The sequence below is a fragment of the Corynebacterium sp. c8Ua_99 genome (assembly GCF_039907185.1).
GTDB classification, from domain to species: domain Bacteria; phylum Actinomycetota; class Actinomycetes; order Mycobacteriales; family Mycobacteriaceae; genus Corynebacterium; species Corynebacterium jeikeium_D.
In genome coordinates, this window is sequence record NZ_JASBOG010000014.1 from 24,557 (window position 1) to 42,617 (window position 18,061).

16 protein-coding genes are annotated in these 18,061 nt (G+C 58.8%); 9 read left to right on the top strand and 7 right to left on the bottom strand.

From position 1 onward, the window contains the following. The first annotated feature begins 130 nt into the window (after nucleotides 1-130). The 4 genes from QKE19_RS08620 (at nucleotide 131) to QKE19_RS08635 (ending at nucleotide 5,476) form a co-directional block, all read left to right on the top strand. On the top strand, nucleotides 131-580 hold the full coding sequence (locus QKE19_RS08620) for a MarR family winged helix-turn-helix transcriptional regulator (RefSeq protein WP_070862583.1): 450 nt from the start codon (nucleotides 131-133) through the stop codon (nucleotides 578-580). 34 nt (nucleotides 581-614) lie between these two features. After that, nucleotides 615-2,045: an adenylosuccinate lyase gene (purB, locus tag QKE19_RS08625; protein WP_069359129.1), complete on the top strand. Its 1,431-nt coding sequence runs from the start codon at nucleotides 615-617 to the stop codon at nucleotides 2,043-2,045. Nucleotides 2,046-2,230: 185 nt separating this feature from the next. After that, nucleotides 2,231-3,160, top strand: coding sequence for an alpha/beta hydrolase (locus tag QKE19_RS08630; RefSeq protein ID WP_049193820.1), 930 nt, complete (start codon nucleotides 2,231-2,233; stop codon nucleotides 3,158-3,160). A gap of 336 nt (nucleotides 3,161-3,496) precedes the next feature. Next, nucleotides 3,497-5,476: a VWA domain-containing protein gene (locus QKE19_RS08635; RefSeq protein ID WP_347890824.1), complete on the top strand. Its 1,980-nt coding sequence runs from the start codon at nucleotides 3,497-3,499 to the stop codon at nucleotides 5,474-5,476. A 2-nt stretch (nucleotides 5,477-5,478) separates the two neighbouring features. Here QKE19_RS08635 and QKE19_RS08640 read toward each other — a convergent pair whose 3' ends face one another. From QKE19_RS08640 to QKE19_RS08670, 7 genes are all read right to left on the bottom strand, one after another. Then, a complete protein-coding gene (locus tag QKE19_RS08640) occupies nucleotides 5,479-6,174 on the bottom strand; it encodes a VOC family protein (protein ID WP_347890825.1) in 696 nt (231 codons plus the stop codon). A gap of 120 nt (nucleotides 6,175-6,294) precedes the next feature. After that, nucleotides 6,295-6,870 (bottom strand): NADPH-dependent FMN reductase, encoded by a 576-nt coding sequence (locus tag QKE19_RS08645; RefSeq protein WP_016421405.1) that lies wholly within the window; start codon nucleotides 6,868-6,870, stop codon nucleotides 6,295-6,297. A gap of 42 nt (nucleotides 6,871-6,912) precedes the next feature. Beyond that, nucleotides 6,913-7,917 (bottom strand): class 1b ribonucleoside-diphosphate reductase subunit beta, encoded by a 1,005-nt coding sequence (gene nrdF / locus QKE19_RS08650; RefSeq protein WP_080971523.1) that lies wholly within the window; start codon nucleotides 7,915-7,917, stop codon nucleotides 6,913-6,915. Next, nucleotides 7,914-8,378, bottom strand: coding sequence for a class Ib ribonucleoside-diphosphate reductase assembly flavoprotein NrdI (gene nrdI / locus QKE19_RS08655; protein WP_080971522.1), 465 nt, complete (start codon nucleotides 8,376-8,378; stop codon nucleotides 7,914-7,916). Before nrdI ends, nrdF begins: the two co-directional genes overlap by 4 nt. A gap of 351 nt (nucleotides 8,379-8,729) precedes the next feature. After that, the gene (locus tag QKE19_RS08660) at nucleotides 8,730-9,692 is read right to left on the bottom strand and encodes a MaoC/PaaZ C-terminal domain-containing protein (protein WP_016421402.1); all 963 of its coding nucleotides are present in this window, start codon (nucleotides 9,690-9,692) and stop codon (nucleotides 8,730-8,732) included. 53 nt (nucleotides 9,693-9,745) lie between these two features. After that, entirely contained in the window at nucleotides 9,746-11,104 is a 1,359-nt protein-coding gene (locus QKE19_RS08665) for a 3-oxoacyl-ACP reductase (protein WP_049173074.1), read from the bottom strand. Between the two features lie 47 nt (nucleotides 11,105-11,151). Continuing rightward, nucleotides 11,152-12,474, bottom strand: coding sequence for an acetyl-CoA C-acetyltransferase (locus QKE19_RS08670; protein WP_016421400.1), 1,323 nt, complete (start codon nucleotides 12,472-12,474; stop codon nucleotides 11,152-11,154). A 296-nt stretch (nucleotides 12,475-12,770) separates the two neighbouring features. Between QKE19_RS08670 and QKE19_RS08675 the strand changes: the two genes are divergently transcribed. From QKE19_RS08675 to QKE19_RS08695, 5 genes are all read left to right on the top strand, one after another. Continuing rightward, on the top strand, nucleotides 12,771-13,664 hold the full coding sequence (locus tag QKE19_RS08675; RefSeq protein ID WP_016421399.1) for a phosphoribosylaminoimidazolesuccinocarboxamide synthase: 894 nt from the start codon (nucleotides 12,771-12,773) through the stop codon (nucleotides 13,662-13,664). A 50-nt stretch (nucleotides 13,665-13,714) separates the two neighbouring features. After that, nucleotides 13,715-15,901, top strand: coding sequence for a S9 family peptidase (locus QKE19_RS08680; RefSeq protein WP_076773412.1), 2,187 nt, complete (start codon nucleotides 13,715-13,717; stop codon nucleotides 15,899-15,901). Nucleotides 15,902-15,905: 4 nt separating this feature from the next. Further along, a complete protein-coding gene (gene bluB, locus QKE19_RS08685; protein ID WP_048732096.1) occupies nucleotides 15,906-16,577 on the top strand; it encodes a 5,6-dimethylbenzimidazole synthase in 672 nt (223 codons plus the stop codon). 133 nt (nucleotides 16,578-16,710) lie between these two features. Then, on the top strand, nucleotides 16,711-17,520 hold the full coding sequence (locus QKE19_RS08690; protein WP_222865203.1) for a polysaccharide deacetylase family protein: 810 nt from the start codon (nucleotides 16,711-16,713) through the stop codon (nucleotides 17,518-17,520). 46 nt (nucleotides 17,521-17,566) lie between these two features. Further along, a complete protein-coding gene (locus QKE19_RS08695; protein ID WP_048732101.1) occupies nucleotides 17,567-18,058 on the top strand; it encodes a glutathione peroxidase in 492 nt (163 codons plus the stop codon). Nucleotides 18,059-18,061: the final 3 nt, after the last annotated feature.

Here is an 18,061-nt window from a genome sequence, read left to right on the forward strand (position 1 = left end):
ATGCAAACGCGCTTTTTTGGCCTTAACCCCATCCGCGGCACGCTAGAATAGGAGCTGTTCAGCAAACAGATACATCCCGCAGGCCCATTAAAGGGTCGACATAAAGGCGACAAGAGGATTGACTGCCACCGTGCGAAACGACGACCTGGCCGCGCTCGTTTACGAGAACATGCTGCTATCCCGGGTGAGCTCCAGCGGCTACCGACCACATCGTAAGGACATCCTGTTGGATCGCTCCGCCGCAGCACTGCTGGCTAGGCTGGAAGCACAGCCGGATATGACAGTCGCCGAGCTCTCCGATGCACTAGGGCTGGACATTTCTACAGTGCATCGCCAGCTGGCCGCCGCCATGCGGCAGGGATATATCGCGAAGAGGTCCGCGCCGTCGTCAAGCGCGAAGGTGCATAGCGCGACCGACAAGGGGCTAGAGCTGCTGCACCGGGAGATTGAGGCGCGTAAGAATACCGTCGATGACATTACGCATGACTGGGAAGACTCGGAGCTCGCGGAGTTCGTGCGATTGATGCGCAAATTCAACGAGGGCGTGGAAGAAATGCGTGGTCATCCATGGCCTAGATAACCGCGGATGCAGTGGTCATGGAATACTTGAGGGCGTGGCTGAGAAAAAGAAGATCGCAAACGTCCTTGCTAACCGATACGCCTCTGCGACTCTGGCGGAGTTGTGGAGCCCTGAGTACAAGATCATCCTCGAGCGCAAGCTCTGGATTGCCGTTCTGAAGGCTCAGGTCGCCCGCGGAATTGAGGTGCCGGAGGGCACTATCGAGGCGTATGAGAAGGTCATCGACCAGGTTGACCTCGACTCCATTGCCGCCCGTGAGCGTATTACTCGCCACGATGTGAAGGCTCGCATTGAAGAGTTCTGCGACCTGGCTGGCACCGAGCACATTCACAAGGGTATGACCTCGCGTGACCTGACCGAAAACGTTGAGCAGCTGCAGGTTCTGCAGTCGCTGAAGGTCGTGCGCGACAAGGCCGTTGCCGTTGCCGCCCGCACTGCGGAAAAGGCCTCCGAGTACCAGTCGCTGGTGATGGCAGGTCGCTCCCACAACGTCGCCGCACAGGCAACAACCCTGGGTAAGCGCTTCGCCTCTGCTGCGGACGAGATGCTGCTGGGCATCGAGCGCGTAGAAGACCTGATTTCCCGCTACCCACTGCGTGGCATCAAGGGCCCGATGGGTACCGCCCAGGACATGCTGGATCTGCTTGACGGTGACGAGTCCGCACTGGCCTCCCTCGAAAACGAAATCGCTGAAGGCCTCGGCTTCGACCGCGTCTTTGACTCCGTTGGTCAGGTCTACCCGCGCACCCTCGACTTCGACGCTCTGTCCGCACTGGTCGAGCTGGGCGCAGGCCCGGCGTCGCTGGCCACCACCATCCGCCTGATGGCCGGTAATGAGACCGTCACCGAGGGCTTCAAGGAAGGCCAGGTCGGCTCTTCCGCCATGCCGCACAAGATGAACGCCCGCTCCTGTGAGCGCGTCCACGGTTTCCAGGTCATCCTGCGTGGTTACATGACCATGCTCTCCGAATACGCCGGTACTCAGTGGAACGAAGGCGACGTTTCCTGCTCCGTGGTTCGCCGCGTTGCACTGCCGGATGCTTTCTTCGCCATGGACGGCATGTTCGAAACCTTCCTCACCGTCCTGTCCGAGTTCGGTGCATTCCCGGCCATGATCGACCGTGAGCTGGAGCGCTACCTGCCGTTCCTGGCTTCCACCAAGATCCTCATGGCAGCCGTTCGCGCTGGTATGGGCCGCGAGGAAGCCCACGAGATCATCAAGGAGCACGCCGTCGCCACCGCACTGGATATGCGCGAAAAGGGTGCTGAGCAGAATCTCACTGAACGTCTCGCTGCAGATGAGCGTTTCCCGCTGGATGCCGCAGGGCTTGCCGACGCTCTGGCGAACCGCCATGCGTTCATCGGTGCCGCGGAATCCCAGGTTGACCGCGTAGTTGCACGTGTGCAGGCTGTCGTGGACAAGTACCCAGAGGCCGCGGCCTACAAGCCGGGCGAGATTCTGTAGCTTCGCGAGCGTCACGCGCGAAACACGTAAACGAAAAAACGTAAAGACGTAAGGTCCCTTGAAAAACTCTGTCACGTTGGTGGCAGAGTTTTTCTTTGTTTGTTGACGAAAGCACCAGTGAGCAGCCAAGTTCCTCGGTACGATGAGCGATAAGCATCGAAACCTCTACTCGAAAGGTGCCCGACGTGACATCGGCTGTTAGGACTTCGCTTTCTCGCCCAGGTGCCACATTGAATGTGCTGCGCTGGGTTCCAGAAAATGACAAGGGCGCGCCCATTACTCCTAAGGGAGTGGTGCAGATTGTCCACGGCATGGTCGAGTACGCCAACCGCTACGCCAAGTTCGCCGAGTACCTCGTATCCCAGGGTTATGCCGTCGTCGCGCACGACCATCGCGGCCACGGTATGACCAAGACGGATGCTGGCATCCCGGGCTTCTTCGCTGACTACGGTGGCTGGAACCTGATTCTCGAAGACCTCCACGCGGTGCGCCAGTACGTTGATGCAGAATTCCCAGGTAGCAAGCACTATATTCTCGGCCACTCCATGGGGTCGCTTCTGACTCGTAACTACATCGCCAAGTACGGCGAGGGGCTCACCGGTGTCATTATCATGGGCACTGTGTCGTGGCCAGGGGCTAAGGGCGACGCGGGAATGAAGGTGGCAAACCTGCTGGCTAAGATTCGTCCTACCGCGCCGGGCAAGCTGCTCAACACTCTCACCTTTGCTGATTACAACAAGGACTTTGAGCGCCGCACTAAGTTTGATTGGCTCACCCGCGACCACAAGATTGTCGATGCTTATATTGCGGACGACAAGTGTGGTTTCGTTCCCACCAATGCCTTTTTCCGCGACCTTCTCGTCGGCACGCACTACGCGAACTCGCCTGAAGCCTATGAGAAAGCGCCTGATGAGCTGCCGCTTTTCGTGGTTTCCGGTGCCGTTGATCCGGCGGGTGGCGCTGCCTGTGTGACTGAGGTCGTGGGCAAATACCTGAACGCGGGCAAGAAGGACGTGCGCTTTAAGGTCTATCCGGATGGTCGCCATGAGATTCTCAACGAGTTGAATAAGGAAGAGGTCTACTCCGACATTGTGGCGTGGTTGGAGTCCCGCTAGGGGAGCTGGTTAATAGATAAAAAGTATGCCCGTTCGGTGGGGTCGACTGGTGGGCATCTTTTGCTACTTATCCCAATGCGAGTTACTGACTGCGTTTATGTCAGCGGCGGCGGGCCAATGCAAGTTACTGACTGCGTTTATGACAAAAATGGCCTGAAAAATTGCCTGAAAGTGTCATAAACTCATACAGTTTCACATTTGCAGCCCGTAATCATATTTGGCGCCCGTAATTTTTGGGGTCTGCCCAGTCATTATCTTGAGAATCAGACATACTTTTGTCATGTAACGTTCTTTTTACGCTTGAAGATTTACGCTTGAAGAAAAGGAACCGACCACATGATCAGAAGAAGACAACTCTCAGCGGTCGTGCTCACCATCTCCATGCTGCTGGTGCTCGTAGGCTCTTTTGCGGGAATCACAACAGGGCGTGCACAGGCGCAAGAGGCCACGAGTACTATCTCGCCAACCATGGTGATTCTGGATGCTTCAGGGTCAATGCTTGCCGACGACGCGGGCGGCCAAACCCGAATGGAGGCAGCGAAGACTGCCACGAGTAAGTTCGCAGAATCTGTGTCAGAGGACTCCGAAATTGGGTTCATGGTCTACGGCACGGAAGTTGGCAATTCGCCGGAGGAGCGGGAAGCTGGCTGTCAGGACATCACCACGCTGCTGCCCGTGCAGGCGGGTAACTCGGCGAAGATTCCTGCTGAAGTAGGAAAGGTCCAAGCGTCCGGCCACACCCCGATGGGGCCTGCGCTGCGTCAGGCTGCCGATGAGTTGCCGAAAGAAGGGCAACGTTCGATTGTGTTGGTCTCCGATGGTGAGGACACCTGTGCTCCGCCACCGGTGTGCGAGGTAGCCAAGGAACTCAAGCAGCAGGGCATTGACCTGGTCATCAACACAGTTGGTTTCCTTGTTGATGCAGGTGCACGTGCTGAACTGGAGTGCATTGCTGAGGCCACTGGCGGTGAGTACCTGGACGCCCAGGACTCCGATTCGCTGGCTGAGTCCATGAAGACGCTGGCGACCCGCACCGCACGCACCGCGCAGTCCAGCGCGCAAGAGATACAGGGCGGCGACGCTCCTACGAGCGCTACCAAGGTGCCTGCCGACGTGGAAACGTTCTCGACCAAGCTGCGGGAAAAGACTCCTGAGTCCGAGCGCAGCATCGGTAATCAGGAAGGCGACGGTGCTGAGTACTTCTCCGTCCCGGTTGCTGAGGGAGAGCGGCTTGCAATTAGTGCGGCTACCGTGCCGGGAGCGTCGTCAGGCGCGACGTTGATGGACCTAGATGTTCGTAACTTCGCGCTCACTATGCATTTGGATGACAGCAGTTGCTTCCTGGCCAATGATTTCGGCAATGGCATCATCGACTCCAATGGCCCCTTTTTCGCATCGATAACAACCAAGCAGTCCGGGGGAGCTGAGGGGGACTGTAAGCCGGGCAATGTGGTGTTCTCCGTGGCTCGGAAAGGCGGCTCCTTCGAGGGCCAGGACATTCCTGCAGAAGTAACCATCAAGCGCTTCGCCAACGAAAACCTGACCGATGTGCCGGCGGCCTTCCCGTCCGACAAGGAGAGCTTGAACCCTCCACCCGCGACACCAGAGGTAGATCAGGCTAAGAAAGTCACCCCAGGTTCGTGGTTCGATGACGCCACGGAACTTACTGCCGACAACATCAGCAGCGTCACGGCCGACATCGTTCCTGGTGAGACGCATGTGTACAAGATCAAGTCCGAGTATGGGCAGCAGCTCCGCGGCGCCGTCAAGCTCATCGACGCCCCAGAAGCGGACAAGCTTGCACAGATCTCCGGCCTGGATATCAAGACGCTGAACTCGGCACGCCAGCTCGCCGGCAGCGAGGAAAACCGTCCGGCCAATGAACACCAGATCGGTGAAGAGACTACATTTGGTAACTCGGCCCGGATTAACTACCGCAATCGGATTGGCGAAGATGGTGAAAAGTCGGGCGATTACGAGGCTGAAAGAGCGTGGCTGGATGGTGACCAGTACATCGTTGTCTTCTTCAACAACAGCTGGGGCGCCGGTAAATCTCACGATGTCGCGGATGTTCAAAACGTCCCGGTGACCTACCAGCTGACCACGGAGTTGGTCGGCGAGAAGATTCCGGGCCCAGCTTTTGAACAGGTCGCGCACAAGTCGCCAAGTAGCGAGGCCCCGACTAGTAGCCAGCAGAATCCGAAGGGCACCGAAGAAAACGAGGATGACGGCTCTTCCAACATGATGTGGATTTCTATCGGTGGAGTTCTGCTAGCCGTATTCGTCGGCGCAGCGATCGCATTGACACGCAAGTAACACTAGAGCGTCCAGTACACGCCGAATCGGTCAGGCTTGACGACGGCTTCCGTGCCCTCGGCAACCTCAGCGCCTGCCAGGCCAAGTGCTTGGCAGGTGCTTTCGATCTCTTCGGCGGAATCGCTGGAGAGGCGCATCGCCACACCGTCGCCGAAGGTGAAATTGTGCATGCCCGGCGAGTCGAGCGTCATGAAATTCCCTGACCCGAAAAGCCGGTTGTATACCTCGGTGGCGGCGGCAGCCTGTGGTTCGTCGCCTGTCCACATGAAGTAGGGAATAACGGCGGGATTCGCTGTCTTTGCGGCAGCGTCCGTGCTTGCAGCCCCGCTGGTTAAGGAATCAATCATCAGTTGCCAGTTGACCCCATTGCCGTCGACCAACCAGCCAAAGAGCGGCGAGAAATCGTAGCTGGTCAGGGGCATGAGCGTAGCACCACCGCTGATGGTTTCATCACCCGCCATCAGATGCTCCCACAGTCTGCGCAGCTGGTTTTCCTGACCAGGGGCAAATCGCACCATAAAAGACACAGCGGGGGTTAATCGGCGGTTCCCGTTCTCAATGAGTTCAAAGTCCATCCCGCCGATGGTGAGCGTGGTGGAGTTGGGCTTGATGTTGGAGTGAAAACCTTCGGCGTAAAACCGCGCAGCGGCGCGGGGGTCGTCGTTAAGCGCGATCACGGCCGAGATAGAAACAGTCATGAAAATGAGCCTAACGACGAGCGCCTAACCGCGCAGAGAACGCAGCGTTTGATCCTAGTCAGTGAAGAATCTTCATACGGCGATATCCCCAGTAACGCTGCGCTGATTAGGGGATTTCAGTTAGTGGCGTGGGCTCTGCTCGCGAACTAGGTCTGCAAATCTGTTGATGTAGTCGCGAACAAAGTCCTCAGTGCTTGACGACGTGAATTCTCCTTGTTCGTCAATGAGTGTTGGCGATTGTCCCAGGAAGACCTCTGGCTGACCGAGCATCGGCATGTCGAAGTACGACAGCGCGAGTCGCAAGTTCTTCTGAGAGCTATAACCGCCCATACGGCCGACGGAGTGGCTGATAATTCCCGCGGGCAGGTTCTTCCATGCCACATCACCGTTGGGCTTAGATCCGATGTCAACGGCATTCTTCAGAGCTGCAGGAATTGTGCGGTTGTTTTCTGGGGTGACAAATAGGATGCCATCGCTGGCTTTAATGGTTTCCCGGAAACTGGTGTATTCCGCGGGAGTCGCAATATCGGACACTGCGGGGTCGTCGTAGTCGAAGTTGTAGAGAGGGAGGTCACGAATCTCGACGATGTCGACTTTGAAGTCATCGGGGAAGTACGTGGCTGCCTTGAGTGCAATCTTTCGTGCATAGGAGGCTCGACGCAAGCTTCCTACCAGGATAGAAATCTGTGCAGTCATGCGAATGTTCCTTTCTTAGGATGTATGGGGAAAGACGTGGATTTAGAAATCCCAGTCTTCATCTGCGGTGTCTTCGGCTTTTCCGATGACATATGCGGAGCCGGAACCGGAGAAAAAGTCGTGGTTTTCATCTGACCCCGGGGTGAGGGCGGCGAGAATTTCGGGCTTGAAGGCGGTCTCTTCATGGTTAAACCGCTGCGGGTATCCCAAGTTCATGAGCGCTTTGTTGGCGTTGTATCGAATGAAGTTGGCAACGTCGTCGTAGAGCCCGAGTGGTTGGTATAGGGCTTCGGAGTACCTCAGTTCGAGCTGGTATAGATCATCGAGAAGTTCGAAGACGAAAGCCTTCATCTGCGTTTGCGTGGCGGTGTCGTAGGTTTCTACGCCTCGCTGGAATTTGTAGCCGGAGTAATAGCCGTGAACAGCTTTGTCACGCAGAATCAGGCGCACCATGTCGGCGGTATTGGTCAGGATGCCACGTGATGCGAAGTGCAGCGGGAGGTAGAAGCCGGCGTAGAGCGAGAAGGACGAAAGAAGCGTTGCTGCCGCCTTTCGCTTGAGTGGAACGTCGCCGTAATAGTGTTTGAGCACAGCTTTTGACCGAGCCTGCAGGATGTCATTGGCGACTGCCCATTGGTAGGCAGCGTCGATGTCAGGGGTATTGGATAGCGTAGAAAATACTGAAGAATAAGACTTTGCATGCACTGCTTGCATGAAAGCGATATTCGTGTAGACGGCCTCTTCATGTTCGGTGCGGGCATCTTGAATTTGGGAAATCTCCCCGACAGACGCCTGGACTGTGTCGAGCATGGTCAGTCCGGTGAAGACCTTCATGGTCAGCTCGCGTTCTAGATCGGTGAGACGTCGCCAGTCTGCAAGGTCATTGGACAGCGGAACTTTTTCGGGCAGCCAAAAATTTGCTGTTAGGCGATTCCACACTTCGAGATCTTTGTCATCTTGCACTCGGTTCCAGTTGATCGGCCGAAGGCGGGCAGCTGGGTCCTTTCGAAAAGACGGTGGCGTAGTTGAATAGCTGTAGATGTTCAAGAAGTAGCGCTCCTCCAGAATTTTTCCAGGCCCTCTTTGACGTTTTCCACATCGTGGTCTGTCCCCAGTAGCTCGTAGTGGTATAGCTCCGGAACCTGGCATTTTGCAGAAATGATGGCTCCGGCTATGCAAAAGTCGGTGCCGAAATTTGTGTTGCCCGAGGTGATGACACCGCGGATGAAACTCCTGTTGGTTTCGTCGTTGAGAAAAGCGATGACTTGCTTAGGTACCGCGCGGCGCCGACATCCGCCACCATAAGTCGGTGTGATCAGGACAAATGGGCTGCAAACGCGAATCATTCCGTCTTTTCGCGGATGTAACGGGATGCGTGCTGCTGGTTGAGCCAGCTTTTGGACGAACCGGTGAGTGTTTTCAGAAGCACTGGAGAAGTACACGATTCGGGGTGACTCCTCCGGTGGGAGTTCCGTGAAAGTCAGCGGCGTCTTCGATGATGAAGACACTCGATTACCTCCTATGTTCAATGGATTGAACATAAAATAGAGGAGTGAATGGGGTGTCAACAAGGCGTTGCCTACATGCGGTTGAAAAGTGCTTAGTCACGCAATTGCGAAGTAAAGCCGCGACTCTTCATTAACGGCGGAAAAACCCAGCAGCTGATCTTCAAGGCGGGAAAGTGGCGGGGTTGCCGGCCGGGGGGAGAGGGAGGAGGTGGTGTCTCTCGGAGGGGGCTCCAGTCGTGCCCCGGGCAAAAGCACAACAGGGAAACAAAACCGCCGCGCTTTGGAAAGGCCCAGTCGATGAGGAGACTGGTTTTCCAAAGCGCGGCGTTTTCTACAGCGCTTTCGCATCAACTACTTCAGCGGACGAACACTTCCGGTGAAGTGCGGACGCTTCTTCTTGCGATCCCACGCGACAATGTTGACTGCGCGGCCGATGTTGGAGCTGCCCTCAGTCAGGTTGTGAGCAGCACCTGCACCGTCACCGGTGTGGGTGAGTGCGACATTGATGGTGGTCGGCAGAACGACCGGCGCACCGAAGGAAATCTGGAACTCGTACGACTGACCCGGCAGAACCTGTGCCTCAGCCAGCGCGCGGGAGGCGGTGTACATGCCGTGTGCAATCGCTGCTGGCATGCCCAGAGCCTTCGCGGAGACAGAGGTGATGTGAATCGGGTTCCAGTCACCGGAAACCTTGGCCCACTTGCGGCCGGTGTTGCCAGCCAGCTTCCACTGAGCGGTGGGGAAGGGAACCTTGAACTGCTCGCGTTTGATGGTCTCGGCGCCGGACTTGATGGCCTCACGCTGTGCCTGGACCTCTTCGAAGCCCTCGGCATCCTTCAGGCGAACGCCCTTGGCCAGATACACCGACTGCTCCTCGACCAAGGTGGCGCCGGATGTGGACGATGTAACAGTTGACTCCAGAACAACCTCAGTGCCCGAGCGGTGAGCGCGGAATGCGGCAACCTTCACCGCGATATCAACTTTGCCACCGAGTGTGACAGGCGAGATTTCGCGGTAGGTGTTCTCGGTGTGGACCAGGCCCATCATCGGCAGCGGGAAATCATCCGCAGCCATTAGCTCCATCTGGATGGGCATGATTAGGGCGTGGATGTGGCCGAAGAAAGCCTGTTCAGACTTCGGGGCGCCAACGACGTCGCGGAAGTCCTGGTCACGGTCGGCATCGACAGTGACGCCCTTGACCACTAGTTCATCGACCTTGATTTCGGTGGAGTTCGGGCGTTTCTTCGCCGAACCAGCAGCTGCCTTGGCGTAGAGCGGAACCAGATTGGGAATGGCATCCAGGGTCTTAGCCATAAGTTTTCCTCTTTCCTCCTTATCGGGAGCCTATGCGGAAGCCGCGACTTCGCTTAGGCGCCGACGATGTTCTGACCGCAGACGCGCAGGACGTGACCATTGACGCCGAGAGCGCGGTCGGAGACCAGGAAGGCGATTGCCTGGGCGACATCGCCCGGCTGGCCACCCTGCTGCAGCGAGTTCACGCGTCGAGCAACCTGGCGGTTGACGAACGGAATAGCAGCGGTCATGTCGGTCTCGATGAAGCCCGGAGCAACAGCGTTGATGTTGCCGCCGCGCTTAGCAAACTCCTCAGCGTAAGCCTCGACCATTGCGATAACGCCGGCCTTGGAGGTGGCGTAGTTGGTCTGGCCGCGGTTACCTGCGATACCGGAGGTGGAAGCCATGGTGGCAATACGCGGAGCCTTCTCGAAGGCCTTGTGGTTCAGCAGCTGCTCGTTCATCTTCAGCTGAGACTCGATGTTGACGGCGATGACCGAGCCCCACTTGGCGTCGTCCATGTTGGCGAACATCTTGTCGCGGGTGATGCCTGCGTTGTGGATGACGATGTCCAGGCGACCGTAGCGGGCCACAGCGGCATCGGCAATGGCGTTGCCGGCGTCGTCGGCAGTGATGTCCTGCTGCAGAGCCAGGCCACCGAGCTCGTTGGCAACCTTGGACAGAGCCTCGCCCGCCTGTGGAACGTCGATGACGATGACCTCTGCGCCGTCAGCCTTGAGCTGGCGAGCGATAGCGGCACCGATACCACGGGCGGAACCGGTGACAGCGGCAACCTTGCCAGCCAGCGGCTTATCCCAGTCGGACGGGATCTCGCCAGCGTCGGAGGTGACGCGGAGGAACTGGCCGTCGATGAAGGCCGAGCGGCCGGAGAGGAAGAAGTGCAGGGAGGAAATCACGGATGGCGCGGTGACCGAGACCCCCGGAGCAACGAGGATGCCGTTGGCGGTGGAGCCGCCACGAACCTCGTGGCCGAGGGAGCGAATCAGGCCCTCGATACCACCGGCGACAGCGTTCTCAGCGATCTCGGCCGGGGTTGCGTTGTGGTGAGCATCCTTGGCGCGGGAGACGGTGACGATGCGGCCACCCTTGTCCAGCTTGCGCATGTGCTTTGCAGCAGCGAGCACTGGGCCCTGCAGCTCTGCCGGACGCTTGGCCTCAGTGGCGACGAGGACAATGGCACCAATCTTGTCGTCAGCGGCGTTGCCACGACGAACTTGCAGGCCCCACTCAGCCAGCTGGGCTGCAACTGCGTCTGCATCTGCACCCTCGCCGGTGACGAGCACCTTGTCGTTGTTCAGCAGCGGACCGCCCGGCTTGTGGCGGCGCAGGAACGGTGGCTGCGGCAGGCCAGCGGCCTTAGCCAGTCCAGTGAGCGGACCACCGTTGACGAGTTCCTGGTACTTATCGGTCATGGAAAATTCTCCTTGAAAGTAAAAGTGTCTTTATCGGTGGTGCGCTTTTAGACGCGAGCCTCGAGAACTGCGACAACACCCTGGCCGCCCGCAGCACAAACGGAGATCAGGCCGCGAGTGGTCTTGCCGGTCTCGTCTGCCTTCTGGCGCAGCATCTTGGCGAGGGCTGCCACAATGCGGCCGCCGGTAGCGGCGAATGGGTGGCCGGCTGCCAGGGAAGAGCCCTTGACGTTGAGCTTCTCGCGCGGAATGGAGCCCAGCGGGCCTTCCAGTCCGAGCTTGGTGCGGCAGAACTCCTCGTCCTCCCATGCCTTCATGGTGGACAGGACGGTGCCGGCGAAGGCCTCGTGGATCTCGAAGAAGTCGAAGTCGTCGAAGGTCCAGCCGTTGCGGGCCAGCAGGCGCGGGGTGGCGTAAGCCGGAGCCATCAGCAGGCCCTCGTCGCCGTGGACGAAGTCGACTGCGGCTGCCTCGGAATCGACGACGTCGGCAAGCACCGGCAGACCGCGCTCAGCGGCCCACTCCGGGGTGGAGACGAGGACGGCGGAGGCGCCGTCGGTAAGCGGAGTGGAGTTACCAGCGGTCATGGTCGGCTCTGCTTCCAGACCGCGGCCGAAGACTGGCTTGAGCTTGGCCAGCTTCTCCGGGGTGGAGTCCGGGCGCATGTTGGTATCGCGGGAAACGCCCTTGTACGGGGTGACGAGGTCAGTGAAAAAGCCCTCGTCGTAAGCGTTTGCCATGTTCTGGTGGGAAGCGGCGGCGAGCTCGTCCTGCTCAGCACGGGTAACGCCCCACTTGGCGGTGGTGATGGCCTGGTGCTCACCCATGGACAGGCCAGTGCGCGGCTCGCCGGTCGACGGAGTGTCTGGAGCCAGGTCGGACGGACGAGCCTTCAGGAAGACCTTTGCCATGTCCAGAGTGGACTTCTGGCGGCTGGCCTCCAGCAGGATCTTGCGCAGACGGTCGTTGACAGCAATCGGAGCGTCGGAGGTGGTGTCCACGCCGCCGGCGATAGCGGAGTCAATCTGGCCCAGCTTAATCATGTTGGAGACAGAGTTGAGGGCCTCCATGCCGGTGGCACATGCCATCTGAATGTCGAAAGCCGGGGTGTCCGGCGCCAGTGCGGAGCCGAGGACACACTCACGGGTGAGGTTAAAGTCACGGGAGTGCTTCAGCACGGCGCCGGCGGAGACTGCGCCGAGGCGCTCGCCGCCGATACCGAAGCGGGCGACGAGACCGTCGATTGCGGCGGTCAGCATATCCTGGTTCGACTCGTTAGCGTATTCCTTATTAGAACGAGCGAACGGAATGCGGTTACCGCCGACGACGACTGCGCGGCGCAGAGAGTTATTGTTGGCCTGAGCTGCCATGTGATTGTTCCCTTCAAAATCCTTGAAGTGTGACGTGAATTACTAAATTTAGACAATACTGGTATCGGTGTTTTCTGTCACGTTTTTAGAAATATTTTTGTCCAGTCATCTACCGAGCGGGGGAGGTGAGGGGTAAACACCGTCGTCCACCTGTGAAAAATTCGATGGGCAGCACTCCGGAATCTCAAAAGTTTTCCCGCTTGACGACGGTAATTGCGTCAATCCCCACTAGTTGGGGTGGCGGCCGGAGGTATCAATAGAGTGCAAAGGCGTATAGGGGTTTAGACTTTATCGCCATGCGACCTGAACTTTCCTCGTATAACCATCTTTCCGCGGGCAAGGTCCGGGAAATCTACGAGATTGACCCTGAGACTCTGCTGCTTGTGGTCAGTGACCGTATTTCTGCCTTCGACCACATTCTGGAGACCCCGATTCCTGACAAGGGTCGAGTGCTCACCGCGATGAGCGTGTTCTTCTTCGATGAGATTGACTTCCCGAACCACATGGCTGGCCCGGCTGACGATGAGCGCATTCCGGAGGAGTGCCTCGGCCGTGCGCTGGTGTGCAAGAAGCTGGACATGCTGCCATTCGAGTGCGTCGCACGTGGCTACCTGACCGGCTCTGGTCTGGTCGAGTACAAGGAAAACGGCACTGTCTGTGGCATTGAGCTGCCAGAGGGCCTCGTCGAGGGCTCCAAGTTGCCAGAACCGATTTTCACCCCGGCCACCAAGGCCGAACTGGGCGAGCACGACGAGAATGTCTCCTTCGACGCCGTTGTGGAGTCCCTGGGGCAGAAGCGCGCCGAAGAGCTGCGCGATGCCACCCTGCGTATCTACACCCAGGCTGCTGAACTGGCTGCTGAGCGCGGCATCATCCTGGCCGACACCAAGTTCGAGTTCGGTCTCGACTCCGACGGCAATCTGGTGCTGGCCGACGAGGTTCTCACCCCGGACTCCTCCCGCTACTGGCCAGCCGACTCCTACCAGGAGGGTTCGGTTAACCCGAGCTTTGACAAGCAGTACGTACGAAACTGGCTGACCTGCTCCAAGTCCGGCTGGAAGAAGGACGAGGGCACTCCGCCGCCAGCGCTGCCGGGTAGTGTTGTGGAAGCAACTCGCGAGCGGTACGTCGAGGCCTACGAACGACTGTCGGGCCGCCGCTTCTCGGACTGGATTGGAGAACCTGCGTGAGCGAAGTGACCTTGGACTCGGCATCCGTCGGCAAGCCTGCAAAAAAGGATTTGCCTGCACCCCGTGCACAACGGAAGCCGGTGACTCGGTCCTTCCACGGAAGGGACTTCACCGATAACTTCGAGTGGCTCCGCGATAAGGAAAACTCCGAGGTTATCGAATACCTAGAGGCTGAAAATGCCTATACGGAGGCTTTTACCTCCGATCTTGACGGCACCGCGGACGCGATTTTTAAGGAGATCAAGTCGCGCGTGCAGGAGACCGATATGTCGGTCCCAACTCGCCTTAATGGCTGGTGGTACTACTCGCGCACGCAGGAGGGTAAGTCCTACGGGATGAGCTGTCGCGTGCGTGCGGAGGCCGGTGACGGTCTTGCCGCGTGGACTCCGCCGACCATCGCCGACGATGCCCCGGCACCAGGAGAACAGGTCATCCTGGATGCCAACGAGCTGGCCGAAGGCCATGATTTCTTCGCCCTCGGCGCAGCGAGCGTCTCCGCGGACGGCAATCTGCTGGCCTATTCCACCGACGTCACAGGCGACGAGCGCTACACGCTGCGCGTAAAGGATTTGCGTACGGGCGAACTGCTTGACGACGAAATTGCGGGCATCGCCGCAGGTGCTACCTGGGTCGGCTCCGAGTGGATCTTCTACCAGAAGGTCGACGAAGCCTGGCGGCCGGATTCCGTGTGGCGTCACCGCGTGGGCACCTCCACCGAGGATGACGTCTGTGTCTTCCATGAGCCCGATGAGGCCTACTGGGTCGGAGTCGGTACGGTACGCAGCGAAAAGTACCTGATTATTGAGAGCTCCTCGAAGATTACCTCCGAGGTTTGGTACCTGGACGCCAGTGACCCGACCGGTGAGTTTACCTGCGTGCGCCCGCGCGAGGCCGGTGTTGAATACGACATCGACCACGCCGTCATCAGCGGCCGGGATATGTGGCTGATTACACACAATATGACTGGTTCGAACTTCGCACTGGCCATGGTGCCAGTGGGGTCTTTCGACAGCGTTTCAGAGCTCACTGAGCTGGTTCCTCACCGCGATGACGTCCGCGTTGAGGGCGTCGACTGCTTCGCTGGCCACATCGCGTTTGGCTACCGTCGCGGCGGTATTGGCCGTGTGGCGCTGGCGGTATTGGATCATGACGAGGATGGTGCTGGCTCCGCTGGTGATATCTCTGATACAGGCGATGCTGCTGTTCCAGTGCCAGCGTCCGCTGTGAACTTCGTCGAGCTCGACTTCGACGAAGAGCTCTATTCCGCAGGCACTACCGGCAACGCTGAATGGGACACCCCGGTGTTGCGCTACGCTTACGGCTCCTTCACCACGCCGTCGCAGCTCTGGCAGATTGACATTGCCTCTGGCAAGCGAGTGCTGCTCAAGGAGCAGAAGATTCGCGGGGAGTTTAATCGCGGTGATTACGTCGCCAAGCGTGAATGGGTGAGTGCAGCCGACGGTGCCCAGATTCCGGTATCGATCATCCACCGCGCGGACCTGGACCTGAGCAAGCCGAATCCGACGCTCCTCTACGGCTACGGCTCCTATGAATCGTCGATGGATCCGGGCTTTTCCATCGCGCGGCTCTCGCTGCTGGATCGCGGGATGATCTTTGTCATTGCACACGTCCGCGGTGGTGGCGAGATGGGTCGTGGCTGGTGGGAGAACGGCCGCGCAACCACGAAGAAGAACACGTTCACTGACTTCGTCGCCGTCGCTGACTACCTGCTGGATTCCGGTTGGACCACGCGCGAGCAGCTGGTAGCACTCGGCGGTTCGGCGGGTGGCATGCTGATGGGCGTGGTCGCAAACATTGCTGGCGATAGGTTCGCGGGCATTCAGGCCGTGGTCCCGTTTGTCGACTGCCTGACGTCCATGCTGATGCCAGAGCTGCCGCTGACCGTGGTGGAGTGGGATGAGTGGGGCGATCCCTACCACGACCCGGAGGTCTACGACTACATGGCCTCCTACGCGCCGTACGAGAACATCTCGGCCGATGCGAAATACCCGAAGATTCTCGCGATTACTAGTTTGAACGACACCCGCGTGCTCTACGTGGAGCCGGCAAAGTGGATTGCCAAGCTGCGCGAGGTTGCCGGAGGTCAGCCGGGGCAGTTCCTGCTCAAGACCGAGATGTCCGCTGGTCATGGTGGTGTTTCCGGTCGTTACGAACGTTGGCGTCAGACTGCCTTCGAGTACGCCTGGATTGTCCACACTGCTGGTGCGGTGGAGTAACGGCATGGATATGCGCACGCTGCTGGCAGCGCAGGGTTTTGACACCGATTCGCTTTCCGACGATCAGTTGGCCGTCTACCACACCCTTTTTCGGCGGCGGGATGTGCGCCGCGAATTCGCCGGAGAAGTGGTGGACAGGGAGCGATTGATGCGCGTGTTGGCGGCGGCCCACGCTGCCCCATCGGTGGGGCTGTCCCAACCATGGGACTTTCATATCATTCAGAGCCCGGACCGCCTGCGGCAGTTTGCCGACCACGTAGCCGGACGCCGCGCTGAATTCGCGGCCAAGCTCGAAGGCGAGCGGCGTGAGACCTTCAATCCGATTCAGATTGAAGGAATTGTGGACTCGGGAACGGGCATCGTCGTCACCTATGACCCGACCCGTGGCGGCAAGAACATTCTCGGCCGCGACACCGTCGATGACACCGGCCTCATGTCAGTCGCGCTGGCTATTCAGAATCTGTGGCTGGCTGCTACGGCAGAGGGGCTCGGCGTCGGCTGGGTCAGTTTCTACCATGAGGATTTCCTGGCTGACTTTGTCGGTGTCGAGGCACCCGTGCGCCCGGTGGCCTGGCTGTGCATTGGTCCAGTAACGCACCTGGCCGAGGAGCGTGACTTGGAGAAGTTCGGTTGGCGCAAGGGACTGGCGCTCGATGAGGTTGTGCATTGGGGATAATCCGCGCTGCAGACGCGAATTGATGCCCTGCGATGGCGCTTTTTGAACTCTTACTTGAAAGGCTTCTGAGTATTCTCCAAGCCTTGTCCTCTCCGTTACCAAAAATTTACATACGCCTGTTTTTGTTGAATCCATGGCAGGCAGTGGGGTGCAAGAACAGATTCGGACGACCGACCAGGTCATTCGTCCAGCGGGCAAAGAGCTCGTAACTGTTGACGGTGGTGAGGTCGGTTCGCCGCTTTTGGTGTCGGTGTCGGGTTTGCGCGATGGCACATTGCTCGACGTCGCTCGTTTCGTGGCAGCGATGGAACAGCGCGGTATTACACCGTCTCTGCTGGTAGCGCCGCATGCGGGTAAAAACTGGTCGTTGCGGGAAGCTCCGGCGGTGCTGGATTGGCTCCGCCGTCGTAGCGATGACGGCATCGAGATTGTTCTCGCGGGGTTTGATCAGTCAGTTCGAGGCCGGGGCGCGGAATTTGCGTCGTTAAGCGAACATGAAGCGCGTTTGCGCCTGACCGCCGCAACGCGCCAGATGCGTGCGATGGGTTTTGAGACGGACGTCTTTGCACCGCCGAAGTGGACCATGTCGCCAGAGACCATGAACGTGCTGCCGGAGCTGGGCTTCCGTGTGGCAGCGGACCGAAATGGTGTCCGCGACCTGACCACTGGTGCTGTTGATCCGACTCGCGTGCTGGCTATCGGCGAGGGCTTCGGCGGCGCCGGTTGGTGGCGCCGTGCGGTGCGCTCCTCGGTGCAGCGCTCGCTGGAGAAGGGCCGCGCGGTGCGCATCTCCGTCAACGCTTTGAAACTGCGGGAGCACAAGCTACGCCAGGATGTTGTCGGCATCATTGACCAGGCGGTCGATGGGGGTGCGCAGCCGGTCAACCACTCTTCGGTGCCGCTGGGCCGCGAGCTCTTTGAAGGTATGGAGCAGGTCGGCTAGTCGCTACCTCTGACGGCTATCGGGGCACTGCCCTAGTGTGGGGTTTATGAGCAATCTCTTCGACATCCCAGTGACCACCATCGACGGCAACGAAGCAACGATGAATGACTGGGCAGGCCACGTTCTGCTTATCGTCAACACCGCCTCGGAGTGCGGTTTCACAGATCAGTACGACGATCTGCAAGGACTTTTCGACGAATTCGCACCCCGCGGCTTCTTCGTCCTCGGCTTCCCCTGCAACCAGTTCGGTGGGCAAGAGCCCGGCAGCGCCGAGGAAATCAAGCAGTTCTGCCAGCGCGAATTCGGCGTTACCTTTCCGCTCTTCCAAAAGACGGAGGTCAACGGCGATGGTGCGCACCCACTGTACAAGCTGCTTAAGGAAACCCCGGATGCCGACGGCGAGGCTGGGGATGTGAAGTGGAACTTCGAAAAGTTCGTTGTCTCGCCCGAGGGTGAGGTCATCGGCCGTTTCCGCTCCAAGGTCTCGCCTGACGACGATGCTCTGCGCGACCTCATCGAGGAAAACTTGCCTATTTAAACT

Bases quoted from the DNA above. Each gene is read 5' to 3' on its own strand.
- QKE19_RS08695 (WP_048732101.1), top strand. From the start codon at position 17,567: ATGAGCAATCTCTTCGACATCCCAGTGACCACCATCGACGGCAACGAA.
- QKE19_RS08640 (WP_347890825.1), bottom strand. From the start codon at position 6,174: ATGACTGTTTCTATCTCGGCCGTGATCGCGCTTAACGACGACCCCCGC.
- QKE19_RS08690 (WP_222865203.1), top strand. From the start codon at position 16,711: ATGGCAGGCAGTGGGGTGCAAGAACAGATTCGGACGACCGACCAGGTC.
- QKE19_RS08645 (WP_016421405.1), bottom strand. From the start codon at position 6,870: ATGACTGCACAGATTTCTATCCTGGTAGGAAGCTTGCGTCGAGCCTCC.
- QKE19_RS08665 (WP_049173074.1), bottom strand. From the start codon at position 11,104: ATGACCGATAAGTACCAGGAACTCGTCAACGGTGGTCCGCTCACTGGA.
- QKE19_RS08670 (WP_016421400.1), bottom strand. From the start codon at position 12,474: ATGGCAGCTCAGGCCAACAATAACTCTCTGCGCCGCGCAGTCGTCGTC.
- QKE19_RS08675 (WP_016421399.1), top strand. From the start codon at position 12,771: ATGCGACCTGAACTTTCCTCGTATAACCATCTTTCCGCGGGCAAGGTC.
- bluB (WP_048732096.1), top strand. From the start codon at position 15,906: ATGGATATGCGCACGCTGCTGGCAGCGCAGGGTTTTGACACCGATTCG.
- QKE19_RS08635 (WP_347890824.1), top strand. From the start codon at position 3,497: ATGATCAGAAGAAGACAACTCTCAGCGGTCGTGCTCACCATCTCCATG.
- QKE19_RS08660 (WP_016421402.1), bottom strand. From the start codon at position 9,692: ATGGCTAAGACCCTGGATGCCATTCCCAATCTGGTTCCGCTCTACGCC.